The sequence below is a fragment of the Zhongshania aliphaticivorans genome, assembly GCF_902705855.1.
Taxonomy (GTDB): domain Bacteria; phylum Pseudomonadota; class Gammaproteobacteria; order Pseudomonadales; family Spongiibacteraceae; genus Spongiibacter; species Spongiibacter aliphaticivorans_B.
In genome coordinates this window covers 367,797-393,398 of record NZ_CACSIJ010000014.1, presented here as the reverse complement: position 1 = coordinate 393,398, position 25,602 = coordinate 367,797, and the positions used below count along the sequence as shown (strand labels likewise).

General features: G+C 49.8%; 23 protein-coding genes. 7 read left to right on the top strand and 16 right to left on the bottom strand.

The annotated features are described in order from the left end of the window. Positions 1-51: 51 nt before the first annotated feature. From GVJ32_RS13890 to GVJ32_RS13850, 9 genes are all read right to left on the bottom strand, one after another. Positions 52-2,511 carry a hypothetical protein gene (locus tag GVJ32_RS13890; protein WP_200841422.1) on the bottom strand — a complete coding sequence of 820 codons (2,460 nt, stop codon included), beginning with the start codon at positions 2,509-2,511 and terminating at the stop codon, positions 52-54. Positions 2,512-2,741: 230 nt separating this feature from the next. Continuing rightward, positions 2,742-3,242 (bottom strand): DUF2505 domain-containing protein, encoded by a 501-nt coding sequence (locus GVJ32_RS13885; RefSeq protein ID WP_159240690.1) that lies wholly within the window; start codon positions 3,240-3,242, stop codon positions 2,742-2,744. A 166-nt stretch (positions 3,243-3,408) separates the two neighbouring features. Further along, positions 3,409-4,245, bottom strand: a complete 837-nt coding sequence (locus GVJ32_RS13880; protein WP_159240689.1) for a DUF2971 domain-containing protein — start codon at positions 4,243-4,245, stop codon at positions 3,409-3,411. Between the two features lie 121 nt (positions 4,246-4,366). Then, positions 4,367-5,011: a DUF2971 domain-containing protein gene (locus tag GVJ32_RS13875; protein WP_159240688.1), complete on the bottom strand. Its 645-nt coding sequence runs from the start codon at positions 5,009-5,011 to the stop codon at positions 4,367-4,369. Between the two features lie 294 nt (positions 5,012-5,305). Further along, the gene (locus GVJ32_RS13870) at positions 5,306-6,205 is read right to left on the bottom strand and encodes an FAD:protein FMN transferase (RefSeq protein WP_235035136.1); all 900 of its coding nucleotides are present in this window, start codon (positions 6,203-6,205) and stop codon (positions 5,306-5,308) included. 45 nt (positions 6,206-6,250) lie between these two features. Further along, complete coding sequence (locus tag GVJ32_RS13865; protein ID WP_159240687.1) at positions 6,251-7,450, bottom strand: DUF3570 domain-containing protein; 1,200 nt, start codon at positions 7,448-7,450, stop codon at positions 6,251-6,253. A gap of 11 nt (positions 7,451-7,461) precedes the next feature. Continuing rightward, positions 7,462-7,674: a DUF4266 domain-containing protein gene (locus tag GVJ32_RS13860; RefSeq protein ID WP_159240686.1), complete on the bottom strand. Its 213-nt coding sequence runs from the start codon at positions 7,672-7,674 to the stop codon at positions 7,462-7,464. Between the two features lies 1 nt (position 7,675). After that, positions 7,676-8,179 (bottom strand): TlpA family protein disulfide reductase, encoded by a 504-nt coding sequence (locus GVJ32_RS13855; protein ID WP_159240685.1) that lies wholly within the window; start codon positions 8,177-8,179, stop codon positions 7,676-7,678. A gap of 259 nt (positions 8,180-8,438) precedes the next feature. Beyond that, positions 8,439-9,995, bottom strand: coding sequence for a long-chain-fatty-acid--CoA ligase (locus GVJ32_RS13850; protein ID WP_159240684.1), 1,557 nt, complete (start codon positions 9,993-9,995; stop codon positions 8,439-8,441). 354 nt (positions 9,996-10,349) lie between these two features. Here GVJ32_RS13850 and GVJ32_RS13845 point away from each other — a divergent pair, with 354 nt between their 5' ends. Genes GVJ32_RS13845 through GVJ32_RS13835 form a run of 3 tightly spaced genes read left to right on the top strand, consistent with a single transcriptional unit; the run spans position 10,350 to position 13,202 of the window. Further along, on the top strand, positions 10,350-10,832 hold the full coding sequence (locus GVJ32_RS13845) for an acyl-CoA thioesterase (RefSeq protein WP_159240683.1): 483 nt from the start codon (positions 10,350-10,352) through the stop codon (positions 10,830-10,832). Between the two features lie 2 nt (positions 10,833-10,834). Next, a complete protein-coding gene (locus tag GVJ32_RS13840) occupies positions 10,835-12,034 on the top strand; it encodes an acyl-CoA dehydrogenase family protein (RefSeq protein ID WP_159240682.1) in 1,200 nt (399 codons plus the stop codon). A gap of 55 nt (positions 12,035-12,089) precedes the next feature. Next, the gene (locus tag GVJ32_RS13835; protein WP_159240681.1) at positions 12,090-13,202 is read left to right on the top strand and encodes an acyl-CoA dehydrogenase family protein; all 1,113 of its coding nucleotides are present in this window, start codon (positions 12,090-12,092) and stop codon (positions 13,200-13,202) included. Here GVJ32_RS13835 and GVJ32_RS13830 read toward each other — a convergent pair. Then, the gene (locus GVJ32_RS13830; protein WP_159240680.1) at positions 13,163-14,221 is read right to left on the bottom strand and encodes an AraC family transcriptional regulator; all 1,059 of its coding nucleotides are present in this window, start codon (positions 14,219-14,221) and stop codon (positions 13,163-13,165) included. The genes GVJ32_RS13835 and GVJ32_RS13830 overlap by 40 nt on opposite strands. Positions 14,222-14,416: 195 nt before the next feature. On the opposite strand from GVJ32_RS13830, the gene GVJ32_RS13825 reads away from it, so the two are divergent. From GVJ32_RS13825 to ggt, 3 genes are all read left to right on the top strand, one after another. Further along, positions 14,417-15,433, top strand: a complete 1,017-nt coding sequence (locus GVJ32_RS13825) for an AraC family transcriptional regulator (protein ID WP_235035135.1) — start codon at positions 14,417-14,419, stop codon at positions 15,431-15,433. An 86-nt stretch (positions 15,434-15,519) separates the two neighbouring features. Then, positions 15,520-16,617: an NAD(P)-dependent alcohol dehydrogenase gene (locus GVJ32_RS13820; protein ID WP_159240679.1), complete on the top strand. Its 1,098-nt coding sequence runs from the start codon at positions 15,520-15,522 to the stop codon at positions 16,615-16,617. 150 nt (positions 16,618-16,767) lie between these two features. Beyond that, entirely contained in the window at positions 16,768-18,525 is a 1,758-nt protein-coding gene (gene ggt / locus GVJ32_RS13815) for a gamma-glutamyltransferase (protein WP_159240678.1), read from the top strand. Positions 18,526-18,579: 54 nt separating this feature from the next. On the opposite strand, the gene GVJ32_RS13810 is transcribed toward ggt, so the two are convergent. From GVJ32_RS13810 to GVJ32_RS13790, 5 genes are read right to left on the bottom strand one after another with little or no spacing between them, the layout of a single operon-like run. Continuing rightward, positions 18,580-19,326: an SDR family oxidoreductase gene (locus GVJ32_RS13810; RefSeq protein ID WP_123181508.1), complete on the bottom strand. Its 747-nt coding sequence runs from the start codon at positions 19,324-19,326 to the stop codon at positions 18,580-18,582. A 29-nt stretch (positions 19,327-19,355) separates the two neighbouring features. Beyond that, entirely contained in the window at positions 19,356-20,057 is a 702-nt protein-coding gene (locus GVJ32_RS13805; RefSeq protein ID WP_159240677.1) for a histidine phosphatase family protein, read from the bottom strand. Next, on the bottom strand, positions 20,057-21,127 hold the full coding sequence (locus tag GVJ32_RS13800; protein ID WP_159240676.1) for a phosphotransferase family protein: 1,071 nt from the start codon (positions 21,125-21,127) through the stop codon (positions 20,057-20,059). Before GVJ32_RS13800 ends, GVJ32_RS13805 begins: the two co-directional genes overlap by 1 nt. Positions 21,128-21,134: 7 nt before the next feature. Beyond that, positions 21,135-21,950, bottom strand: a complete 816-nt coding sequence (locus GVJ32_RS13795; protein WP_159240675.1) for an SDR family oxidoreductase — start codon at positions 21,948-21,950, stop codon at positions 21,135-21,137. A 27-nt stretch (positions 21,951-21,977) separates the two neighbouring features. Further along, positions 21,978-23,198, bottom strand: a complete 1,221-nt coding sequence (locus GVJ32_RS13790; protein ID WP_159240674.1) for an acyl-CoA dehydrogenase family protein — start codon at positions 23,196-23,198, stop codon at positions 21,978-21,980. Positions 23,199-23,324: 126 nt separating this feature from the next. On the opposite strand from GVJ32_RS13790, the gene GVJ32_RS13785 reads away from it, so the two are divergent. Continuing rightward, positions 23,325-24,224, top strand: a complete 900-nt coding sequence (locus tag GVJ32_RS13785) for a LysR family transcriptional regulator (protein ID WP_159240673.1) — start codon at positions 23,325-23,327, stop codon at positions 24,222-24,224. 85 nt (positions 24,225-24,309) lie between these two features. Here the strand turns inward: GVJ32_RS13785 and GVJ32_RS13780 are convergent, their stop codons facing one another. After that, complete coding sequence (locus tag GVJ32_RS13780) at positions 24,310-25,557, bottom strand: malic enzyme-like NAD(P)-binding protein (RefSeq protein ID WP_159240672.1); 1,248 nt, start codon at positions 25,555-25,557, stop codon at positions 24,310-24,312. Positions 25,558-25,602: the final 45 nt, after the last annotated feature.

The window sequence follows — 25,602 nt, the reverse complement described above, 5'->3', positions numbered from 1 at the left end:
TTTTTAAAATCGAAGCACTGTCATTATTCTGCCTCTTCGTTTGCAAAAACCTTAAAGGGTTTTCAAGTATTCAATAATCGCTTTGCGCTCGGCGTCATTTAATACATCACTAAACACATGCCCGCCATTACCTTGACTAAACATAGCTGTGTTATAAATTTTCCGACTCTCCACATCCTGATTGCTCAATATAGGTGGATTGGTGATATTCCAAGCCAATAAAAGATTAGAAAACAGCGCATTCACAGGAATTTGCAAAATAGCATCCACCAGCGGATCAAGCGGCGTGCAATCTAAATACGGCAAGCTAATATCTCCGCCGCAATCTAGTTCTTCGTAATCCCAACCTACGTTTTGCTGGTCATAGGCACGCGCAAAATTATAATCAAAGCCCATCACCACTTGGCCCTGCTGATCCGCCCGAGCGGAATTAGACACTCTGCGCCAAATTGCTGGGCGTGCCGACGAATCCAACACGGCAGCAATATTTGGTACCGAGCCATTATGTAAATAAGGCGCAGTTGCCCAAATACCGTAAAGTGGCGGCGCAGCATACCCCTTGGGGCGACCGTCACGTAATGACTCCATATTCTGAACTCGGCAATCCTGCGCAGTACCGGCAGTTTCGGGATAACCCACAAACGTTCCAGATAAGCCTTGATTCGTGCCTTCATTAAACGTATCTAAACGAACACGATCAGTCCCGATAATTTCAATAGGCGTGATGTAGCTAGCCATACCTTCCAAGGCTGGACTTGCCAAATAACTTGGATCGTTCACATAGCGCGGTGAATAAGCGCCGTGGCATCCAGCACAGCTACCATTGCCTTCACTAGGCTGTTGCACGGGGTTATTAACGTTTGCGGCCCACAGGTTTTTGGTGTGGAACAACACCGCGCCCTGCTCGGCCAAAGGTTCATCAATCTCTCCCGGATACTCGGGTGATTTCTGCGCCATAATCCAGTGGTCGCCGTACTGTACATTCTCACTCATCCATTGATCGACACGCTCCATATCAAAAACCCCAGGGGCTTCGCCATCGATCAACGGGTTTTTATCCAGCAGTGGATAATAAAGTGCAAAATCCACTCGCACCGCGTCGCCAGAGAACATGGCATCAACAAACTTGACTGGCCGATGCCCAACATTCCACCAGGCAGGCGTGTCTCCGGTAGCAGTCGAACCATTATTAAGAATTTGCCCAAACGACATTGGATCAGCGTTTTCAAAGCTACCCAGTAGTGCCAGCACATTGGCAAACTGCGCATTGTTAGTGCCCCGAACTCGCCCACCAAAACCAGCGCGATCAATCAACAAAGTTCCCGCGCCACCCAAGGCGCCAAAGTCACGCGCAGAGGTACTTGCATCCAACAAACCTCCACCTGCACCATAGTGGTATTCAATCCCATCAGCGGTTTCCACCGGCGTGCTGTGGCAACCTTGGCAGTTGGCCGCAATATAGCCGCTGTATGTACCGTCATTATTACGTGTTTGCGTCAAACCCTGTGGCAGAACACCAGAGCCACCATTCGTTAGATTTGGATCTTCGCCCTGTAGAGGGTAGGGGTTACGAGACGCATCGGGACCACTCAAAACCGGACCGAAGCCGTGGCGCTCTGCCACTAGCTGATCAAAATTATCTGGCCGACCTGGCAGGCCCCAAAGCAACCACATCATATTGTATTGATCGGCACTCACCGCCGACAGACCGTGAGGCTGTTGCCCGGCAAAAGTAGTAGCTGCACCCAGCTGCCCATTACCCTCCATGATTGGCGCCCCCATTGCGTAACTCTCACGCAATTGACCGCAGGTTTCTGGATGAGGCTTTTCGCCGACTAACTCAGGATCAATATGACAATCTTTCCAAAAGGCATTAAATGCCACCGCTTTGCCATTGCTTATGCCAGGTTGCACCATCGAACGCGGATCAGGCGGTAACAGCGCACTGTCAGGTCTCGGATTACCATTATCGTCTGCACCGCAATAATCAAACCAAACGTGGCCGCCCCGCGCACTGCCCAGCAAAGGCTCTAAATTTGGCGCAGGGCCACTACCTCCGCCGCTCAACGCACAGCTATCCGGATTGTCCCAACAAGCCAATAGCGTTCGCATAGCTTCATAAGGCTGACTTCCCACCGGCCACGGCTTACCACCGCTGTGCGGCTCACTAGGATCACTGGGCTCAATTAATAAAGGATTGCTTTCCACCCCGCCACCAAGGGTCTCCCAAGACGCTCGCAGCAAACGGAAATCATCGGCGGCATTGCTAGACAACATCAAACCATCGCCGTCGGCGGTATCCGCTACTCCATCGGGAATATGGCAGGTACGGCAAAAGCCAGACGAAGTTTGCAAACGGGTTTGAAAGAACTCTTCTGCCGAACCGCTATTGCCGGCACTCGGAGTGCCACCGCCGCCACCCTGAGGGCTGCCGCTGCTACCACCGCCGCAAGCGGCAAGCGATAACAAGCCTGAGATGAGTAAACTATTTGCTAGACGAAAACGGCGCATGCGGCACTCCTGAGGCCCCCGCCAACAAATACGGCGTAAAACGAGGCAAACTGAACTTATTTTATAGCCCAGTATGCACCACCCGCCAATCGTCCATATTGGTAAGCCGTGCCACTCATTGTCCGGCCGAGCCAAACCAAATTTGGGTGCCATCTGCTGAGCCCAAAGAGCACAAGGTAGAAAAGGATGTAGCGACACGCTTGGGCATCGCTTATGAAACGCAAGCTAGGCTATAGATAGTCTTGCAGAATCTTGAGACTCGCAGCGTGATCATTGGCTGCCTTGCTACGAATATCTTTGCCAAGAAAATCGGCAAGCTTGTTGCCAATTAAAGGAATTTTACATTCCACGGTCCACTGCATAACGTTGACGGCACCGCGCTCGTGAGCCTTTAGTGTCATTACGCTTCGGATGTGTACCTTTTCTAGCCCCTGGAGCTGAATTTCGAGCTCGCCCTTCCGAGTTTTAGTATTCCAACGATCAATCTGACGAACGCTAATTTTTTCCCCACCGGGTAGAAATTTCTTGATGAAACCCGGCAGTGGCAAAGAGGGCTCCATAACAAAACTGCAGTCGACAAAATACTGTTCTGGATCGTCGCTACTGCCCACAACCTTGATATTCTCAAGCCCCAGCTCTTCATACTTACGAGGGCAAAATGCTGTGTCAAAATACATGCGCTCGACGACTTCAAGGGGGACATCAAAAATGTGTTCTTCTACAAAATTCATGGTGTTTTCTTCTAATTATGCGTTATTGATAAATCAGCTATTGTGCTGCAGTTTCATATAATTGAGTTGTGGTGGCAATACCCGTGGCAAGCGCTGCCAAAGTGTACTCGCGATCAAATAAATAGTGTTATTGATTTTGCCATTTATTATATTTCAACGACGCTTATCACATTTTTTCTCTATCTAAAAGAAGCTGTTCGCTGGTTTCGTAAACATCTGACAAAGTACCACCAAGATTGGTATATGGTACAAGCTTATACTCTTCATCATGTACCTTTAAGAAGACAACATTAGTACCCGATGATTGGTGAAGTTTAATAGCTGCTGACTTCAAGCTATCACTCGAATTACAACCTAGATAGATGCACTTAATACTATCAAGTGGAATTTCGGAAACGTATATTTCATTTCCCAAAGCATCTTTGATATTTAAGTTTTTACATCCAGATAATGCCTTGGTTATCCTAATTTCATTTTCGTAGGACCAAATATCAGATTTAAAGTACAGATCTTCGATAGCCACATACTTATTTTCATACAAAAGTTTCGCATCAATAATTGGCCTATGAGGTAGATAGTGCACTAAACTAGAATTTTGGATGAATTCACTATCTGACTTAAACTCAATCACTATGCCTTGGTGTGACTCAGCATAGTGTGCCCACATTAGGAAATTGACTGGCATAAGTGTTTCAGCTTGTGTAAGACACAAAATGCCAATTTTCTCATTCAGTTGTGAGTAGATATTCTTCCCATCTAATTTTCGTGATTGAATTTCTGCTGTGTGATTCGTAATAATATACTTCTCATAAGCAGATTGATGTCCACGTAGAACAAACTGACATGGCAGTTCTTCACCTTCAATAACCCCATCATCCAATACATAAAACTCTGGTTGTAGCTCGAACGGATCATTAAATGCTTTAGGTTGAGAAAATCTTATTATTTGGTCTTTGAGGAAACACTCCGCAGATCTACTCCCCAAGTATTTATATGTATTCACCCTAACTCCCTATGTGGCACCGATAAATGTAACGCCACGGTTTGGGCCTAACATGAGGCATCAGCTAAAAATGGGAGGACTCCGAGGGCTCCCCCCAATCTCAGGCGACGAAACTTTCTTGTTAGGACAGTACTTCAGGTAACTGAATTTCATATTCAGTTTTAGACATTTCCATTTTATATACTTGAACGCAACCCCTTCCCTGACCAAGATAGGACTTTATTTTTTTTGCACTCGTAGCACATCGAACGCCAAGCATTATTTCACGCAAGGAGAACTTTTCAGCGAAAGGTACGAACATTAGACGCTCATCCATTATTTTCTCGGGAAAGGGAACTAACATTCTTACTTCTTGCTCATACTTCCAGTGCTCATGCTTTTTCGAAAGCATGTACTTAATATACTGCATCCCTTTAAGGTCTAGAGAATTTTTGAACTCTTTCCCCTCCGTGCGGCGTTCTACGTATTCAATATCAAACAATTCGCTGTCAGGTATGTCAAACCCAAGGCAGATTCCGCGATGGGAATCTCCATAATGTGCCCACTGGGCTGGGCTTGTATAGTTTCGACTAAAGCAAATAATTCCTAGCTCTCTATTTGCGTGATTCAGCCGCTCTTTTAAAATACTCCGAGTACCATAGTTTTCAGTATCAATATGATAATACTCAAAGGGGTCATTCAATGACTTTAATCTTGAAACCTTAAGCGTTTTATTGGAAATGGCCTCTAAACCATATCGCTCATTTAAGAAATGATAAACTCTCACGCTAATACCTACTTCCTAACATTTTTTCTATATCGAAGCAGACCATATATAACTTTGGTCACCTTACCAAAGCTGGAGCATCAGCATGGAATAAAAAAGGAAATTCAAAGAAATTACAGACTCTCTATTAGTAAACACCGCTCAAACGACGAAAACTCCCTTTAATCTTGCCAAACACTCCTTTTCCTCGATCATATCGCGGTTTTGACAAAGTACAATGTGTTAAATCGCTCTTCACGCAGATAGTGAAAATGACTCTGCTGTTTTCAAACTTAAAAAGCAGTGAGTAGCACCTTAGTGCGGCACTAGATCTCCCCCCAGCATTCCCGCTTGATCAATCCACAAATGCGGTAATCCTAGGTCATTCAAAAACGTCGGCGCTGCTTTCTCACCCTGTAACATGGCGACGGTTGCGGCGGTTCCCGCAAGCAAGCACAGCGGTGCAACAACGGTGACACCGGCCATCGGTTTGTCGACGGGGCGGCCAGTGCGGGGATTAAGTATATGACTGTAGCGTTTGCCGTCTATCACCATAAAGCGTTCGTAGTCGCCGCTGCTGGCGAGGCCGCCGGTCTTTAGCGGTATGACCGCAACCGCCACTTCGGGATCGCGGGGGTTGCGAATACCAATCTGCCAAGCGCTACCGTCGGGGTGGGGGCCAATTACGCGGATGTCGCCGCCCAGTTCCACTAGGCCGTAGCTGATGCCATGTTCTTCGCAAATGATGGCGGCGCGATCGGCGGCGTATTCTTTGCCGAAGCCGCCAAAGTCCAATTCCATTCCTTGCTGCAAAGAAATATTAGGGGCCTCCCAGTGCACTTTATTCCACCCCACCCGCTTTAAACAAAATGCGACGGCGGCGGGGCTGGGTAGTTGGCCGAGTTTAAAATTCCACACTTCGCGCAATACGCCCGAGCTAATATCAAACAGGCCGCCGCTCTCGGTATAAGCGGTGGTGGCGTAATTAATTAAGGCACAGGTTTCTTCGTTAACAGCGATGGGGTCACCGCCAGCGGCGGCATTGATTTTGCCCACCACGCTGTCGTCGCGGTAGCGGGAGTAGGTTTGTTCAATACGGATAACTTCGGCTTTGGCTGCCTCCGCAGCGGCAGCGGCCAATGCTTGGGATTCGCCATATAAACGCAGTTCGCAGGGACTGGCCATTGCGGTGAAAGGATAGTGGTAAAGCTGCACGCGCTGTCTCTCCGTTAGAATTTAAGGAGCATGCCGGCGCGCATTTTAGAGTCGCCAGTTAAGTCCCACGGAGAGAATATCAAATTCTACCAAGGCAGGGTTTTCTACATCGACGGAATCTAAAGAATAATCTGCGCTGGCTTCGTAGCTTTCCCACTCGGCATGCAGGTCAAAACTTTGCCAACGCTTCTCGAGGCGCAGTTTTACACTGATTGCCCCATAGGGCGACAAACGATAATCCGCAGAGCCAAAACCATCATTGCGCGCCGAAAAGAAATACGGCGCATAGAAGAAAGCTTGGCTTTGGGTGTAGTAACGCAGCGACGGTGTGAACACCCAACCCCCGGGCAGGTTTTGATACCACGCTGCCTCTATGGTGCTAGAGGCAACTTCCCAATCGTCTTCAAAATAACGATAGTCCAAATGCAGGGCTGCTTTTAAGTCCGGCAAAAAATGCCGCAGCCTCGCTTGGGCAACAAACTGATTCCTGTCGTCTGGCCGGCTATCGTTCATGGTAGTGGCTTGATCGTCTATCCAAACTTTTTTGTAGGGATCAGATAAAAAGCCCCGCTGTAGGCTGTAAGTCAAACTGCCCTGCACCACGGTGGTTTTACTTAGAATTTGCGACAGCCCGACAAAAGCAGTGGTGCTGTCTCTGGTCGCGCGTTCAATGCGATCTGGTAATATAGCGCCGTCGGTCGGCTCTAACTCGTCGTCGCTATAACCTAAGCCAGCCGTTAGGGTGAGCTGGGTATCGGGGATTTCATAAAGCGCCTCCACCCCCGCGTTCACCGCGAAATAATCTTTTTCATCCGACACACCGGCAATCAAAGAAATTACGGTTTTGTCGTTGAGCAGATGATTAACCTTAGCCTGCAGGTCTTTGCGTTCTTCGTGAATGGTGGCGCCGCTCATTACCTGCACCGGCCCATCTTGACCCGGCAGAATAAACCACGGCGACGCACCACTCATGGTTTCATACATAAATTCGATGCTGGCGTCGGTTTTCTCACCCAGCGGCATTTGCGCTCGAACTTGTTGGGTGTCGATCTCATAGCGCTCAAGGGAGCCACCGGAAAGTTTGCTGCTGTCTAAATCTGCTTCACGGTAGGCCGAGGCCTTGTACTGCACCACGGTTTCCGTCAGCACGGAAGCGGCCTGCACCGACGCACTCATACCAGGAATAGCCAATGCGGCGCTGGTTAATGCGGCAAGAGCGCGTTTATTTTTTAGGTTTTGACTCATATCACCGCCCTTCAATTACAACCGCAGCCGCCGCCACCAGCGGAGGCGCCGCCATTACTGGCTTCTTTACTAAAATGCACATGGTTGCGATAGGAGCTGCCCAGCGCATCTGGGTCCCAGGCCATTTCTGGCCGCGCCAGAAAATCGCGCTCCCACGCCTCCACCGGCTCCACCGCGCACGCCGCCAAGCCCGACAAACTGAGTAGTAACAAAACCAGACGCATCTCAAGATTCCTCTTCTAAGAGTGCCAGCACTTCTTTGCGCAGGCGCTCGGCATCGCCGGGGCGAAAGCCCTCGTGCACACGATGCACCAGCCCCTTTTTGTCTAGCAAAAATGCGGTCGGCATACCCTTCACGCCAAAGGCGGCGGGCAAGCTATTGTCAGGATCACGCAGCACTGGGTAAGTCACTGGGTAGGCTTTTAAAAAGCTGCTGGCGTCTTGGCTGTAGGCATCTACGTTAATAGCTAGCACAGCAAAACCACGCTCGCCCAGTTCTTTATAAAGCGCCTCTAAACTTGGCAACGACTGCCTACAAGGGCCACACCAAGAGGCCCAAAAATCAACGTACACCACCTTGCCCGCGTAGTCCGTCAAGTTGTGGCGTTGACCATCAAGCATATCGACACGACTAAACTCAGGGGCTTTATCTCCCGCCATCACAGCCACCGCCGCGCCCGCAGAGAGAAATAAGATGATGCTAATTAGTATTAAACGAAGATCAGTCATGGCGTTTTATTAGTTTATTTTATTGGCAGCCTAACAGCTGCTAAGCCGGCCCCTGTGTTCGTAGAGGCCGCTGATTATCCGCACATGCCAAGTCTGGCACGCAGGGCGTTAAAGTGTCTTCAAGTACTCAATAATAGCGCGTCTTTCGACATCTGTGAGCACTACCGTAAAACCGCGACCCTTGCTTACCCTGAGAGGAGACATGTGCATTGTAGACCTTGCGAGCCACCACCTGCGGATCAACGAAGAATAAATATTACTAGCCGACCTGACGCTCGGCATTTTGCCAATAAGACTCGCGCAAAATTCGCTTCAATACCTTGCCCGAGGGATTACGCGGCAGCTCCTGAACAAAGCTGTATTGACGCGGTGTTTTGTAGCTTGCCAAGCGGGTTTTACAAAATTCGACGAGGGCATTGCCGTCTACCGCCTCACCCGCTTTTAATACGCACACCGCCAATGCCGCTTCGCCAAATTTAGTATCGGGAACGCCGATGACAGCAACGTCTTGGATCGCGGGATGACTAAACAAGGCATTCTCTACTTCCGCTGGGTAAATATTTTCACCGCCGGAAACGATCATGTCTTTCACCCGGTCGCGAATATAAAAAAAACCGTCTTCATCTAAATAACCGGCATCGCCGGTATACAGCCAGCCATCAACAATGGTCTCGGCGGTTTTTTCTGGCAATTGCCAATAGCCCTGCATGGTCGTTGATGAGCGCACGAGTAATTCACCAGTCTCGCCGGGGGCCAAGGTATTACCCTGTTCGTCTACTATTTTTAATTCCGCGCCGGGCAAAGGCCGACCGCAGCTACGCAGCAAATTCGGCTCCCCCGCCAAGGCGCGCTCATGGTCACTAGGCTGCAAACACAGCACCATGCAGCTCAGTTCGGTCATACCAAAACCTTGCACAAAATCGCATTTAAAAATATTTAAAGCGGTCTGCAACGTTTCTAAAGATATAGGCGACGCGCCATAAGTAATACGTTTTAAAGACGAGAAATCGTAGTCCTGAATATTTGGCACAAAGGCTAAGATCGCCTGAATCATTGCGGGCACTAAGACAATATCGCAGCGATCATTGCTAATAATGGCGTCCACCACCTGCTGGGGAATAAAGTCAGCCATTAGCTCAACAGTCATGCCATTGCACAACCAATACAAAGTCGCCGCCATACCCGCTACATGGAACATGGGCAGAGGAATAATACCGCTGTCTGCCACCTGAGCACGCGGTGTAATTTGGTTGGTCATGATGTAACCGTCACTCAGTTGGCGATGACCAATCATCACGCCCTTGGGATAACCCGTGGTGCCACTGGTATAAAGCTGTAAAACCGTGTCCTGCTCACTGCCGTGATGCGGAGACAACTTAGCGGGATCAATTTCTAACTCCGTCAAGGCACGCCAATCACCCTCGGCGCCACCGCAATAAAAACGATGCGCGATAGCCGCAACTGCCTCTGATTGCGCCGCAGCGCTCAACAATTCCGCATCGCCCACTACCAGTATTTCACTCTTGCTGTCACTGAGGATATAACTCAACTCCATTGGCGCCAGCCGATAGTTTAGCGGAACCAAGGTGATGCCCGCTTTTAAGCAAGCCAACAGTAATAATGGATACTCAAGACTATTTTTTGCCAGCAGCGCCAAGCGGCTTCCCGCCTTTAAACCAAGCTCTTGAAGACCGGCTGCAAGTGATCTCGCACGGGCATTGAACTGCCCATAAGTGATGGTCGCGCCCGCAAAGCGCAGTGCAATCAGCGCAGGATAGTTCTGGGCGTTATATTCAATCATTTGGTGGATCAGCATCGTCAGCCTCTGCGCAGCTCATTTTATTTTCAGCGTTTCATTCTGCAATGCTATTGGCATTGAGGATTGGTGAGCTGCGCCAAGGCTTGTCGCAGGGCGCCAGTGCGGACTCTGGGGCCGTTTTCTGTCCGCTGACGCCATTGGACAAGTATTGTCGCGCACCGACCTGTCTGCCTCGGCGGCATTTGCTTAGAGTGCACAGGCAGTAGCAGGAGTGTTTGCCCTCTGCTGAAAAATGACGCCCGGTGGGACCGAGATTATCGCCAAGCCATCATTGCTCTACGCCTAGCGGGCATGGTGAGCGCAAACTAATCATGGCGACGCTAAACGCACTGCCGGCTTGAGGAAACACCTATGAAAACCTTTACCTTCGCGCAGTCTGATTTTAAAGACACTGAGGGACGGCGATTAAACAATACGCTGCTGTCGATTTGCTTTGAACAGGCTGGCCTTCGCTATTTGGCAGAGGTTAACGCGGCCCTAGCGACGCCTGAGGCACGCAAGGGAATGTGGCATGCGGCGTCGATGCAATTAGATTTTTTATCCGCCGCCCGCATCAGCCAAGACTTCTACGTTGAAGTCTCGGTACTTGAAGTGCAAGCCGATAGCATTGAACTGGGCTGCCGCTTTTACCAAGACCAAAAGTTGCGGGCGGTAGGTAAGGCGCTGCTCAATTACGTGAATACACAAACTCGGAATCCGCAGCCATTAGAAGATGATTTACGCCAGTATTTTGAAATCGAAGTACTGCGCTTTCTTCGCATCAACGAACCCCGATCCGCTGCCCACGGCGGCGGACTCCAATTAATTCGAAATTCTAAGCTCGTAGGAAATTGATGATGTCTAATCAGTTGAGTGAACTCGACACCTTTCGCCGTGAAGTTCGCGACTTTCTTGAGAGCGCCGCCACCGACGAAATTCGCGAAGCCGGCCGTAAAACCACCAGTGTGTTTGCCCCGTTTAAGCAGGCGATGGCGTGGCAGAAAATACTTTATAACAAAGGTTGGGTCGCACCGGCATGGCCGGTGGAATACGGCGGGACTGGATGGACTATTCATCAGCGCTATATTTTTGTTGAAGAATGTAACCGCTTGGAATTGCCACCGGTATTGCCGCAAAACATTCAAATGGTAGGCCCAGCTGTTATCGGCTTTGGCAGCGAAGAACAAAAAGCTAAGTACCTACCGGGCATGTTGTCCGGCGACGACTTTTGGTGCCAAGGCTATTCCGAACCCGGTGCCGGTTCTGATTTAGCATCGCTAAAGTGTCGCGCCGACAGTGACGGTGATGACTATATTTTAAACGGCTCTAAAACTTGGACAACCTACGGCCATCACGCCAATAAAATGTTTGCCCTAGTGCGCACCAGCAGCGAAGGCAAACCCCAGCAAGGTATTAGTTTCTTGCTACTAGATATGAACACCCCCGGCATTGAAGTGCACCCCATCATCGGCTTAGACGGCGAGCCAGAGCAGTGCGAGGTGTTTTTCACCGATGCACGCGTTCCCAAGGCCAACCGGATTGGCGAAGAAAACAAGGGCTGGAGCGTTGCCAAATACGTACTGGAATTTGAACGCGGCGGCAGCACCTTTGGCGCGTGGCTAACACCGGCATTTGAACGCCTGCGCGCTCGCTGTCAGCAAAGCAATGAAAGCAGCGTGCGGCTAATAGACGATGTTAGCATTGCGCGTAAACTCGCCAAACTTGAGGTGGATATTAGCGCCGTTGAGCACACCGAGAAGCGCGTTAACGCCAATCTAAAGCACGGCGAGAATCCCGGCCCAATGGCCTCTCTGCTAAAAATTCTCGGCTCAGAAGTGATGCAGCAGTACTCAGAGTTGCAATTAGAAATTTCTGGTGTAGACGCGCTTGCCCAACAACATTCCGCCCTCCATGTGGGAAGTGGAATAGCGGCAATGGGCAGCGAAGCCGATATGTTAGCCATGCCCTATTATTTAAACACACGAGCCGCCTCGATTTATGCCGGCTCTAATGAAGTTCAACGCAGCTTACTAGCCAAAGCGGTCATGGGCGTCTGACACAAATCACATTAAAGAATAGCGCCTAAGCACCCGGAATATTCAGGAACACACTATGTTTTATCAATACAGCGAAGATCAAAACGCCTTTAGAGACAGCCTGCGTCGCTTTGTGCAAGATCATTACGATTACGAAACACGGCGTCAACGCGTCGAAAAATCTGAGGTATTCAATACCGGCTACTGGCGACAACTGGCCGAGCTCGGTGTACTGGGCCTACCTTTTTCAGAAGCCGACGGCGGCCTAGATTTAGACTTCCCCTACTTGATGGCGGTTGCCGAAGAGATTGGGCGCGGCCTAGTGCTAGAACCCGTGTTGCCGGTAACCGTCGCCGGCCGCTTGCTCGCAGCATCAAATAACGACGACGCTAAATCCCACTTGGCTGCGCTTATTTCAGGCGAGAGCTTAGTGAGTCTGGCATGGGAAGAATCTAGCTCGCGGGGCAATCCCCTCCTAACTCAATGCACACTTATCACCCGTGCCGATGGCTATGTTTTAAACGGCAAAAAGCAGGCGGTATTGGCGGCAGCGGAAAGCCAATTTTATATTGTGAGTACACGAGACAGCGGCGGTGATCTGCAACTTTTATTACTAAACGCCAAACACAGCGGCATTACGCAACGCTGCTATTTGCTGGCCGACGGCAATAGCGCCGCCGATCTTGAATTTAACAATGTTGAGCTTCCCGCAAGTGCGATAATCGCAAGCGCTAGCCAAGCGGAAGCCCTGCTGCAAACCGCGATATCCGAATCGATAGTTGTCATGGCCGCAGAAGCAATCGGCGCCATAGATCAATTGTTAGTCATTACTCAGGAATATTTGCTGACCCGCAAGCAATTCGGCATGCCCTTGGCGATGTTCCAATCATTGCAGCATCGCTTTGCCGACATGGTGATTGTCGCCGAAAAGTTGCGTTCATTATTGTGGGCCGCCTGCCAACAACTAGGCAGCAACAATCAAGAAAAGTCAGCAGCGCAATTAAAAGTACAGCTTGGCGAAAGTGCCCGCTATGTGGGGCAGCAAGCCGTGCAATTACATGGCGGTATTGGTATGACCGACGAACTCAATGTCGGCGCCTATTTTAAACGGCTTACGGTAATGGAATTGCTCTGCGGCCAGCAGGATTATCATTTAGGCAAATTGGCAGAGTTGGAGTTGGTTTCCTGACGGCGACGACGTAGGGTTTCTGGCGGCGCGCCAAAGTAATCGCAAAAAGCACGGTTAAAATTGCTGGCGTGCTTATAACCCAACTGATACGCGATGGCCTTTAAGGGCATATTACTGCTATGCAAATACTGCTGTGCGAGCTGCATACGCACCTCTAAGCAGACCTGGCGAAAACTTTGTCCGTTCTGGGATAAATAGCGCCGTAAACTACGCGGCGCTATATTTAATTGTTTGGCAGTACCTTCAAGAGAATAGGCGCAAGATTGAGGATTTTCGATCAGGGCTCGCCTCACCCGCGCCGTAATACTATTACCCCGATATCCATCTCCAAGTAACTGCTTTAACTCGCTAGAAAATGTGCGTATTAACTCGGCATTGCCTGAGGGGATGGTCACGTGCACCAGCGACTTTGGCATCGCCAAAACCGAATGGGAGCTATTGAATTCAACTGGGCAGGCGAACAATTCAGTAAAGCGGTCTTTATACGGCGGCGCCGGAAAATTAAAGGTGACGTAGCTTGGTGTGACAGCGCGACCACTGGGAATAATCGCCTGTATGCAGCGCCACACTGCAATCATGCTCATTTCCAATATCTGTTCGCTCTGACTCCGCGCCGTGCCCGCTACGGTAAACACTGTGCGCGCATGCTCCCCAGACATCACTATTTTATTGCGCAATAAATAGTTTGATTGGTTCAAGGCATGGCTTGTTATACGCGCCGCCTGCAAGACCGTGGGCGCAGTTAAGACGGCGTAGCCTAATAATCCAGAATCGGTAATTTGCGCTTGATCACCAAGCTGCAAAGCAATATCTGACACCGGCCCCTCACGCAGTTGCGTCAGTGCGCGCAGCGCCGCTTGTAGGCTGCGATTTTCACTCGTCGCCTGCGACCAATCGGATTTAATACCGCAGTCCATTGCGATCTGACGACTATCGATTTGGGGATAACGAGATTGCAAAATATCCCGCAGCGCCGCCAAGCGCCGCCGCCCCATATGTTCCAGCTCGAACAGCTGCACTTTCTCACCTTATTATTATCTGGCCGCTAATGATAAGCAGTTGTGGCCGATAATGATACCGAACAGTCGTTAAGGACAGTTTATTGCTGCTAATGTACAGCCCATCGGCAGCGTGACGCCGCTCATACAATAACAATGCGCCGTAGCCATATGCCAATGCGCATATGCCAATGCGGTGCGTCACAGGAGAATTTTGTGCGCACACCCACCGTCTGCAACGAGTATCTGCAAAGCACCCTAGAGTATCTGTCGAGCAAAGGTATCACCAAGCAACAGCTACATGCGGTGATGCGCCATACACCAGATGAGCACCTTACCGACAATGGCCGCTTCCCACTGCGCCTGTTTGAAATGTTATTAGATGCCGGCAGCCAATTGCTAAACGACTATTATTTTGGCGCCCACGCTGGCGCCCACAGCTCTAAGCAAGCTTGGGGCATGGTCAACTATTTGGGTATGAGCGCACCAAGCACCCGTGAGGCAGTCAACGCGGTAGTCGATTTTTCGCGTCTACTTATCGACCACGGCGACGTCGACTTCAATCCCATTAACGATGACTTGGCCCGCCTAAGCTGGCAGTTGCCACCGCGCCAAGCACCCTCTCGGCAGGTAATAGAATTTTTCTTTACCAGCTGGTACCGCGCTAATAAACCCCTGTTAGACCGCTGGTGCAGCAAGCGTGAAATTCATTTTACGCACCAAGGCCCAGCGAATTCCGAAGAAATCGCCCGTATTATTGAAGCCCCAGTACACTACAACAGCCACAGCAACTGCGTAGAATTCGACAGTCACTTTTTGGACCGCCCAACCCGCTTTCCACACACCGCTATTCACCGCTCGCTGGTACAAGCCGCCCGCGCAGAGCTGGCTAATTTACAATTGGAAGACCGCGTTATTCGCGATGTGATGGACTGTATTGTTCGCCAGCTTCCCGAGGGTGTACCGCGCCTAGAAGATGTTGCGGCGGATCTTAGCCTTGCGCCCCGCACTCTGCAGCGCCGCCTAAATCACACTGACACCAACTTTAAATGTTTAGTCGACGAGGCCAGAAAAGAGCGCTCTCGCAAGCTTATAGCCGACCATGACATGGGGCTGTTAGATATTTCTGCAGAACTGGGCTTCAGTGATCAAAGTGCTTTTCAGAAAGCCTTTAAACGTTGGTTTGGGCAAGCCCCAGGCCGCTACCGCATCACCATGCTCGCGGTTGGCTAATACCGACTTTATACAGACAATCCCTGCCTACCCCGCTTCGGCGGGGATTTTTTTAACAACACAATCAGCTTAGAGGTAATCGCAAAATGCTAATAACAGCCGCAGTAGTAAAGGAACAGGGCGGGGCATTTTGTATTGAAAACTGCGAGCTAGATTCACCCAAGGCCAATGAGGTTTTGGTAGAAGTGGAAGCAACGGGAATTTGCCATACCGATATCGCCGCCCGCGACCAATATATGCCGGTGCCACTGCCTGCGGTGCTCGGCCACGAAGGCGTCGGTCGCATACTGCAATTAGGCGAAGGCGTAAGCGAATTCGCCGTTGGTGATCGTGTACTTATGAGCTTTGGCAGTTGCGGCCAATGCAAGAATTGCCGCAGCGCAGCACCGGGGTACTGCGACCAAGGCTTGGTATATCAGGTACTTGGCTCTCGCAGCGACGGTAGCTCACCCATAAGCCAACAGGGCAAAGCCATCACCGGCCACTTCTTTGCACAATCGTCCTTCGCCACTCACGCTATTGCCGCCACCCAAAATATGGTGCCGCTGGCAGACGACCTAGACCCGAGTTTAATGGCGCCACTGGCTTGCGGCGTGCAGACCGGCATGGGCTCAGTGTTGCTAAGTATGGCCGCTGAAAGTGGCAGCAGCATTTGTATACTGGGCTGCGGCACGGTGGGTCTATCTGCTATTGCTGCCGCGAAAATAGCGGGCTGCAGCCCAATTATAGCCGTCGACATAATGGACAGCAGACTGGACATGGCCCGCGAATTGGGGGCAACACACTGTATTCGCGGCGATCAGGAATCCTTGCAAAAAGCGCTGCAAAAGCTCGGTGGAATCGACTACGCCCTCGATACCACCGGCGCGCCAGCGGTTGCCGACGCAGCTTTCCAAACCCTAAAACCGCGTGGCTGTTTGGTCTGCGTTGGCGTGGGTAAGCCGGGCGCGAAACTCAATATCGATATGGGCCTGCTTATGGCCACCGGCAAACAAATACGCGGTGCCATAGAGGGGGACGCAGTACCCCGAGATTTTATTCCCCGTATGATTGAATATTACCGCGCCGGTCAGCTTCCGCTAGACAAGCTCGTTACGCGCTATGCCTTCGAAGACATTAATAAAGCCGTTGCCGACACCTTGAGTGGCAAAGTGATTAAGCCGGTTTTAAGCATGAGCAGCTAGCGGCATTGCTCTTACCAGCCGCGATGAATATCAGGCTCCAAAGCTAATACCATTACAGCGCTGTTATTCCCCAGCGCTTTAGCGGGGTATTTGCGCATTCGTTTTTAGCGTGGCAAGCTGCAAGACATGTCCTTTCTAGTGATATCCCTTATGTCTTCTATTGCCGATAAAAAGCCGCTTTTTTTAACAACTTTCGCCTTTAGCTTGGTCGTGTTTTGCAGCGCTACGTTTGCCAGTGATCCGGTAATCGTACCCGAGGCCGCCAGCGGCTTTAGGGCCTCACACACCGTTAAAGCTAAATCGGCAATGGCGGTTACAGCAAACGCCTATGCCACCGAGGCCGCTGTAAAAATACTCAAGGCGGGCGGCTCTGTCGTCGATGCTGGCATTGCTGCTCAACTCGTATTGGGTTTGGTAGAACCCCAATCATCCGGTATCGGCGGAGGCGCTTTCATGCTGCATTGGGACGCTGCGCACAATCAATTAAGTAGCTGGGATGGCCGCGAAACGGCACCTCAGGCCGTCGACGAAAATTATTTTTTGAAACCTAATGGCGCGCCAATGAGTTTTTTTGACGCGGTGGTCGGCGGACATTCCGTGGGCGTTCCCGGCGTTATTGCGATGCTAGAAGCTGCACATAAAAAGCACGGCAAATTGCCTTGGGCAGATTTATTTTCTCCGGCAATTACACTCGCCGAAAACGGTTTTGCCATTTCACCGCGTTTACATACATTACTAGTTCAAATGCCAAAGGTGGCGGTTAACCCGGCTATCAGTGCGTATTTCTTTAGTGACGCCACTACCCCAAAGGCGATTGGCACATTGCTTAAAAACCCAGACTACGCCGCCACCTTAAAGAAAATTGCGAAAGGTGGTAGCAAAGCGTTTTATCAAGGCGCTATCGCTAAGAATATGGTCAAAGCAATTCACAGCGACCCAAACCGCACGGGTTTGTTAAGCGCCGCCGATTTAGCGAACTATCAGAGCAAGGAGCGGGCCGCGGTATGTGCTGCCTTTCATACTTACCAAGTTTGCGGTGCACCACCGCCTTCCTCCGGCGGCACAACCGTCATCGCTATTTTAAAAATGATTGAGGAAGTAGAAAAAAATAAATCTACATTTACAGAAGCCGATTTTATACACACCTTCATTGAAGCATCGCGCCTCGCTTTTGCAGATCGAAATACCTATGTAGGCGACCCTGACTTTGTGAGCGTGCCTACCGCTGGCCTAGTTGATTCAACTTACTTAGCCAAGCGTGCGAGCTTGATTAAGCTTGATCAGCGCACCCCACAGACCGAGGCTGGCAAGCCGCCGCTAGCCCCTCAGCGTATTACAAGTACATCGCCCGAACTTCCATCAACCAGCCATTTCAGCATTGTTGACACTGAGGGCAATGTACTTAGCATGACCACTAGCATTGAAACCGCCTTCGGTTCGCGAATTTTTGTTGACGGTTTTTTACTGAATAATCAGCTAAGTGATTTTTCATTCACACCTACGAATAGTGATGGCAGCAAAATCGCAAACCGAATTCAAGCCGGCAAACGTCCCCGTTCATCTATGTCGCCAATAATTGTATTCAAAGATAATAAACCACTGCTTGCGATTGGCTCACCCGGCGGCGCAAGGATCATAGATTACGTCGCCGTGAGCCTTTACCGCATTCTTGTTGAAAAACAAGACATTGCAGCAGCCATTAGCAGCGGCCACATCATCGCTATGGGTGACACCAGCGAATTAGAAATTGGACGCTTCACCAGCGAGCTAAAGAATCAGCTTAAAGCGCGCGGACACCAGTTTAAAGAGCGTGATCAAACCAGTGGTTTACATGGAATTTTAATAGAAGACAAAAAATTAAAGGGCGCCGCGGACCCCCGCAGAGAAGGACAAGCACTAGGCTTTTAGCACGCACTCAACCCGCCTGCTATAAATATAATGCAGGCGGGAAAGCAGGAATATTTAAGTCATTTTGGCGATAAATTTTAATGGCGCAAACTTCATTACGACACCCATTGGCACCCAGGGCCACGCTGGGACTTTAGCTTCGGCGGGCTCTTTATCTATCGCCTTTACCAAGGCCTTACAGCCGGTCTCTAAATCAACACGCAATGGTGCCTTCTTCAAATCTTTATTTATTGGCGTAAGAATAAAACCAGGCAATATACAGCTTACTTTGATTGGCGTACCCAATACATCAGCGCGTATGCCCTCGCTCATGGTTCGCAACCCAGCCTTGGTAGCAGCGTAAATATTAATAGCACGGGGCATACCGCGCACTGCACTCATTGACGAAACGGTGACGAGGTGACCACTGTTTTGTTCGCGGAATATTTCTAATGCCGCCTCACACTGTGCTAGCGCGCCAATAAAATTGGTTTCAGCGGTGCGACGATTTGCCTCGAAGTATCCTGTCCCCAGCGAGGCACCTTTTCCCATACCCGCATTCACGATCACCCGATCGATGCTGCCCATGTCTTGCTGAAAAGCGCGAAACACCTCAAATACCTGTGGGTAATTGCACACATCTAACTCGCGAATAAATACTTTTACATTAGGGTAGCTCGCTTCAATATCAGCCTTTAATGCCTGCATCGGCTCCATGCGCCGCGCACACAGCGCAAGATTGCAGCCTTTTGCGGCAAACTGTCTAGCCATACCTTCGCCAAGACCTGAGCTGGCGCCGGTAATTAATATATTTTTACGCATAATATTTCCCATTTAAAAATCATTTACGCTTATCGGTAGCTCAAAAGATCGCGGCACTTACCATCTAAATGGCTGTGCTCATTCATACTCGCTAGTACGACACCATTTTTACCTGCCAACACTTTACTGTAAGCAGCATTCGCTAGCGTCCAACTAAGCGACAGGGCTTTCATATCATTTAGCTGCAATAGCTGGCGACTCACCGCAGAGATCGCACCACCAGAAGTAAATACAAACACATTACCACTCGCACTGGCCGCCGTAGCTAAACCGCGCTCTACCCGGCCGCAAAATGCCGACCAAGTTTCTCTATACTCATTATCGTATTTACCATCGCACCAGCGCTGCATCGCAAGCGAGAAGTGTTTCTGAAATCCGGCCTTAGGATTCTCCCCAGCCATATCCTCAACCATGCGATCACCCACCCCCGGCAACGCGGTGTAGGCTTCAAGTATTTGCAGATGATCGTATTCATTCCAATCAGAATCTGTCGACCATAGCGACGCGTCGTCCACAAGCTGCGCCCCTAAACCCATCGCATTCAAACACTCCTCAGCAGTTTGACGGTGACGTTTCATACCCCCGCAAATGACGGCATTGGGAGCAATCCCTTGGGCCGCAAGAAACTCGCCCAGATGCTGCGACTGACGCATGCCTAACTCAGATAGCTGATCGTAGTCTTCCGCCCCGAATGAAGCTTGACCGTGACGAATTAAATACAAAGCCGGCATTAGCCTTGCTCCCGAATAATTCGCCGGCAGCGACGATCTAAATACCACACAATCAACCAGAAGTTCTTAAAGGCTGGATTATTCGTTTGTTTATGATGATAGCGATAGTAAATTTGCTGAATAATAACCGCCAAACGAAACAGGCCGAACACTTCGTAGAACGCCCAGCTGTCTGTACTCAAACCCATTTTTTCGCAGTAGTAGGATACAACTTCTTTACGGCTTAGCATTCCCGGTAGATGGGTCGGTTGACGCCGCGTCGCACGCATTATCTTGTCATCATCGGCTTGCACCCAATACGCCAGCGCGCTCCCTAAATCCATTAGAGGATCACCAAGCGTTGCCATTTCCCAGTCGAGAATTCCTAATACCTCCGCAGGGTTTTCAGGATTTAACACCACATTATCAAAACGAAAATCATTGTGAATCACACAGGTCTGCACATCCTTTGGTGTGTTCGCGTCCAACCACGTCATTACTTTTTTAAAGCTGGGCACATTCCATGTTTTGGATTTTTGATAGCGGCCGCTCCAACCTCGCACTTGTCGCTCGCAATAACCGTCGCCCTTACCCAATGACGCTAATCCAGCAGATTTATAATCCACCTGATGCAAGGCCACTAATTTATCAACTACCGACAAACATAAGTCGCGGGTTTGCTCAGGCGAAAGCTGTAATCCCTTTGGCATATTGGCCCTAGGGATTAGGCCTTCGATCCGACGCATGACATAAAAATCACAATCAATTACCGAAGGATCATCACAGAAGGCAAGCATGTCTGGCACGAAGGGGAATACCGGCGCGAGCGCCGACTGCACCTTAAATTCCCGCCCCATATCGTGAGCCGATTTTGCCTTGGTTCCCTTGGGCGGTCGGCGCAAAATAAGATCGTGGCTTTGGTATTCCAAGCGGTAAGTCCAGTTAGATGCGCCACCGCTGTATTGTGTGACAATGGGATCACCGGACAAACCCTCTATCCTCGGTTTTAACCATGCATCCACAGCGGCAATGTCTAATTCTTCGCCATTGCGTACATTACCCGCTACGTCGATCACAGCCTTATTTTCCATTGTCCGATCAACCTTTACGCTTATTCGTCATCATCCGCGCCGTTTGCTTCAACATCATGGCGCGATAACGTTTAAACGGTAACAGGCGTTTCAAACGCCAGACCGCGCGCCCTTCGGCGTGAGGAAGAATATAGAAATCACCTTTCTCTATTGCTTTAAAAACTCGCCCCGCAATTTCATCCGCACCGAGCTTCGCCTTATTTACCAAACGCTGTGTTGCAGCTTGGCTATCTGCATCTGAAGCACGGGCCGACTCGGCCAGATTTGTTCTAAAAAAGCTGGGGCACACTACCGACACATTTATATTGTCAGCATCAAGCTCTAATGACATGGTTTCGGATAGCGCCACTACAGCGGCTTTAGTTGCGCAATACGAACCCATTTTGGGTGGATAAACTAGTCCCGCCAGCGACGCGATATTCACAATATGGCCACCGCCTTGGTCGCGCATTAAACGCGCAAACACCTTGCAGCCACGAACAACACCGAGCAGATTAATATTTACAACCCACTCCCAATCATCCATCGAGAATTCAGCAATACCACCCGCAGACGCCACGCCGGCATTGTTAATGACAACATCGACGCCGCCCCAATTGGTCAACAACCAATCAGCCACACTTTGAAGGGCATGCTCCTTAGTCACATCACAATTAACGTAATGTGCCTTGCCTTTAGCTTTTAGCTCCGCAAGTGCTTCCGCACCACGACCATCATCCACGTCTCCAATGCATACCGAGTAGCCCGCATCTGCAAAACGATTTGCTAAAGCGCGCCCCAACCCAGAGGCACCACCAGTGATAAAAACTCGCTTAGATCCCATCGTATCTGCTCCGAAAAATTAAATTTATTATTTATATTTAGCTAATTCCATTCTGGCAATTAATCCGCGATGCACTTCGTCTGGGCCGTCAGCTAAACGCAGCACCCTCGCCATCGCAAACATATTCGCCAGTGGTGTGTCGTTAGAGACACCCGCGCCGCCGTGAATTTGTATCGCGGCGTCTACCACGTCTTGCAGTACATTCGGCGCAACCACTTTAATCGCTGAAATTTCGGTTAATGCGCCCAGCGCACCCACAGAGTCGATCTTCCACGCCGCATACAGTGTTAGCAGCCGCGCTTGGTCTATAGCGATACGAAAATTAGCAAGCCGCTCTTGATTACCACCAAGATTGATAATCGGCTTACCAAATGCAATTCGGGATGTACCGCGCTTAATTAATAACTCTAAGGCTTTTTCAGCCGCTCCCAAAGCCCGCATGCAATGATGGATACGACCGGGTCCTAAACGCCCCTGAGCAATTTCAAAACCACGCCCCAAGCCTAAAATTAAATTCGTTTTGGGCACACGAACATTCTCGAACCACACTTCGCCATGTCCTTCAGGTGCATCGAAATGATTAAAGACCGGCAACATACGCTTAATAGTAACGCCCGGCGTATTCATGGGAACCAAGACCATAGAATGACGACTATGACGAGCCGCGTCGGGATTACTCACGCCCATAAATATACCGATTTCACAGCGCGGATCACCGGCACCGCTAGACCACCATTTTTTACCATTAAGAATAAGATCATCGCCATCTTCGATAATGGTCGCTTCCATATTGGTGGCGTCAGAAGATGCTACATCCGGCTCGGTCATAAAAAATACTGAACGAATCTCGCCCTCTAACAAAGGCTCTAGCCACCGCTGCTTTTGCTCGTCACTACCGTATTTCCACAATACTTCCATATTGCCGGTATCTGGCGCATTGCAGTTGAATACTTGCGGAGCAAGATGGGAGCGGCCCATCTCTTCAGCAAGCGGCGCGTATTCCAAAGTTGTCAATCCTGCGCCACGCTCTTCGTCGGGCAGGAATAAATTCCACAAGCCCTGCTCTCTGGCTTCTTCCTTAAGCATTTCGACACGGGGGTCAACTCGCCACTGTGTCCAGTCGCTACCACTATTACCCGCCAACAATTCAGGCATTAAATCTGCCTCTACCGGCGCAATACGGTCTTTTATAAATGCGCGCACGCGATCGATAAGGTCTTGGCAACGTGGGCTGTGGCTAAAATCCATGGTTTGCTCTCCTGTGGTTATCTGATCAAAGATAGCCCCCAGCAATACATCAGTCTAATTTATTATATAAATGATCTATAATCACAGCTATGAATGTATAAAACGCAACAGGTATTAATAATAAGCATGGATTTAAACCTATTCAAAGTCTTTGATGCCGTCTACCGCGCAAGCTCATTAACAGAGGCTGCCAAAGACCTGCACATCACCCAGCCGGCAGTGAGCAACGCCCTCGCGCGGTTGCGTGAACATTTTGACGACCCCCTATTTGTACGGCGCGGCCGCAGCATTGCGCCAACGCCACTGGCCGACAGTATTGCCAAGGATATCGCAAACTCATTAATGACCTTGCAAGAAAGCCTGCACAAAGGTCAGGACTTCGACCCTGGCACCTCACAGCGTCAATTTATTATTTGTATGGGTGATCCCATAGAGTTTGTGGCCTTGCCAGAATTGATTACCTTGTTACAGCAGCACGCCCCAGGAGTAAAACTCCAAAGCCAGCGTTTAGTGCGCGACCAACTAAGCCGCCAACTCATCAGCGGCGAAGTATCGATGGCAATAGATATTCCTCAGCCCGTCGACAACAGCATTCAGCAGCAATTTTTATTTAAAGATAATTTATGCGTGCTAATGCGCCGAGACCATCCATTATGCGGACAATCACTTAGCTTAAAACAGTATTTAAATGCAGGGCACATTACCGTGTCAGGTCGCAGTCGAGGCGCGGTCCTTGAAGATGCCACCCTAAACCGCAAGGGGCTGAACCGACATATTATTTTGCGTGGCCAAAGTTATTACTCGGCAAGCCATATTGTTGCCACTTCAGATTTATTGCTCACCCTACCCCTGCATTTAGCCCAGCGCTTTCAGCAGTTTCTGCCGCTAGCGACCATGCCGCTACCACTCAAAATTCCAGCACTAGAAATGATGATGTATTGGCATCGTAGCGCCAGTAACGACACCGCTCATGAATGGCTGCGGGACAGCATTCACAAAATTATTGCGCAAAACGGCAACACGTAAAGCCGTTGAATAAGTTCAAACCAAGGCCATAAAAAAAGCCGCCCGCACATAGTGCTAGGCGGCCTTTCGAATTAAACCAAAAGGCTTAACTCAAGGGATAATGCGCCGGATACGGTAATTGCGCTACACCGCTATCGACCGCTGCCTGCGCAACCGCTGCAGACACCTTGCCTAATAGACGACGATCAACCGGCTTGGGAATAATGTAGTTTGGGCCAAATGAAAGCTCACCCACGCCACAGGCATCAATCACCGCCTGCGGTACATCTTCTTTTGCCAGCTCACGAATGGCGTGAACCGCGGCAATCTTCATTTCTTCGTTTATCGCCGTTGAACGTACATCTAAGGCACCACGGAAAATAAAGGGAAAACCCAAAACATTATTTACCTGATTAGGGTAATCAGAACGGCCAGTGGCCATAATAATGTCATCGCGCACCGACCAAGCCAACTCAGGTTGAATCTCTGGATCGGGGTTTGAGCACGCGAATACAATTGGCTTTGGCGCCATGGAGCGCAGCATATCGGCACTTAGTAAATCTGCACCAGACAAACCAACGAACACATCTGCATCTTTAATTGCGTCACTCAAGGTGCGCGCGTCGGTGTCGTTTTGGAATTCTTCTTTATATTTGTTTAAACCCGCACGACCGGGATAAATAACACCCCGGCGATCGATCATATAAATATTTTGGTATTGCGCACCCAAGCTTACCAGCAACTTCATGCAGGCAATGGCGGCAGAACCCGCACCAAGGCAAACCACTTTTGCGGTCTCAAGATTTTTGCCTTGAATCTCTAGCGCGTTCAACATGCCCGCTGCAGTAACGATTGCAGTGCCGTGCTGATCATCGTGAAAAACAGGAATTGGGCAAATTTCTTTTAATACGCGCTCAATTTCAAAACACTCGGGTGCCTTGATATCTTCTAGATTGATGCCACCAAAGGTAATTGAAATACGTTTAACCGTGTCGATAAAGGCTTGGCTGTCTTCGGCATCAACTTCAATATCAATCGAATCAATATCAGCAAAACGTTTAAATAATAGTGCCTTGCCTTCCATAACCGGTTTACTGGCCAACGGACCGAGATCACCCAGCCCCAAAATTGCCGTGCCATTCGAAATTACTGCAACCAAATTACCCTTGCTAGTGTATTTATACGCGTTAAGAGGGTCTCTTGCGATTTCACGCACAGGCTCAGCAACACCCGGACTATACGCCAGCGACAGGTCGTATTGGGTTTCGGCCGGTTTAGTCAGCATAATGCCAATTTTGCCCGGGGTTGGGAGAGAGTGGTAATCCAGAGCCGCCTGTTTCACATCTTTGGACATTCTTTATTTCCCGATTCTCGCTTTTCCACAGAGGGTGCAAAAGCC

Coding starts and splice junctions, on each gene's coding strand:
- GVJ32_RS13845 (WP_159240683.1), top strand. CDS start 10,350: ATGAAAACCTTTACCTTCGCGCAGTCTGATTTTAAAGACACTGAGGGA.
- GVJ32_RS13795 (WP_159240675.1), bottom strand. CDS start 21,950: ATGGGATCTAAGCGAGTTTTTATCACTGGTGGTGCCTCTGGGTTGGGG.
- GVJ32_RS13850 (WP_159240684.1), bottom strand. CDS start 9,995: ATGCTGATCCACCAAATGATTGAATATAACGCCCAGAACTATCCTGCG.
- ggt (WP_159240678.1), top strand. CDS start 16,768: ATGTCTTCTATTGCCGATAAAAAGCCGCTTTTTTTAACAACTTTCGCC.
- GVJ32_RS13790 (WP_159240674.1), bottom strand. CDS start 23,198: ATGGATTTTAGCCACAGCCCACGTTGCCAAGACCTTATCGATCGCGTG.
- GVJ32_RS13885 (WP_159240690.1), bottom strand. CDS start 3,242: ATGAATTTTGTAGAAGAACACATTTTTGATGTCCCCCTTGAAGTCGTC.
- GVJ32_RS13835 (WP_159240681.1), top strand. CDS start 12,090: ATGTTTTATCAATACAGCGAAGATCAAAACGCCTTTAGAGACAGCCTG.
- GVJ32_RS13780 (WP_159240672.1), bottom strand. CDS start 25,557: ATGTCCAAAGATGTGAAACAGGCGGCTCTGGATTACCACTCTCTCCCA.
- GVJ32_RS13800 (WP_159240676.1), bottom strand. CDS start 21,127: ATGGAAAATAAGGCTGTGATCGACGTAGCGGGTAATGTACGCAATGGC.
- GVJ32_RS13805 (WP_159240677.1), bottom strand. CDS start 20,057: ATGCCGGCTTTGTATTTAATTCGTCACGGTCAAGCTTCATTCGGGGCG.
- GVJ32_RS13840 (WP_159240682.1), top strand. CDS start 10,835: ATGTCTAATCAGTTGAGTGAACTCGACACCTTTCGCCGTGAAGTTCGC.
- GVJ32_RS13820 (WP_159240679.1), top strand. CDS start 15,520: ATGCTAATAACAGCCGCAGTAGTAAAGGAACAGGGCGGGGCATTTTGT.
- GVJ32_RS13785 (WP_159240673.1), top strand. CDS start 23,325: ATGGATTTAAACCTATTCAAAGTCTTTGATGCCGTCTACCGCGCAAGC.
- GVJ32_RS13855 (WP_159240685.1), bottom strand. CDS start 8,179: ATGACTGATCTTCGTTTAATACTAATTAGCATCATCTTATTTCTCTCT.
- GVJ32_RS13890 (WP_200841422.1), bottom strand. CDS start 2,511: ATGCGCCGTTTTCGTCTAGCAAATAGTTTACTCATCTCAGGCTTGTTA.
- GVJ32_RS13860 (WP_159240686.1), bottom strand. CDS start 7,674: ATGCGTCTGGTTTTGTTACTACTCAGTTTGTCGGGCTTGGCGGCGTGC.
- GVJ32_RS13865 (WP_159240687.1), bottom strand. CDS start 7,450: ATGAGTCAAAACCTAAAAAATAAACGCGCTCTTGCCGCATTAACCAGC.
- GVJ32_RS13810 (WP_123181508.1), bottom strand. CDS start 19,326: ATGCGTAAAAATATATTAATTACCGGCGCCAGCTCAGGTCTTGGCGAA.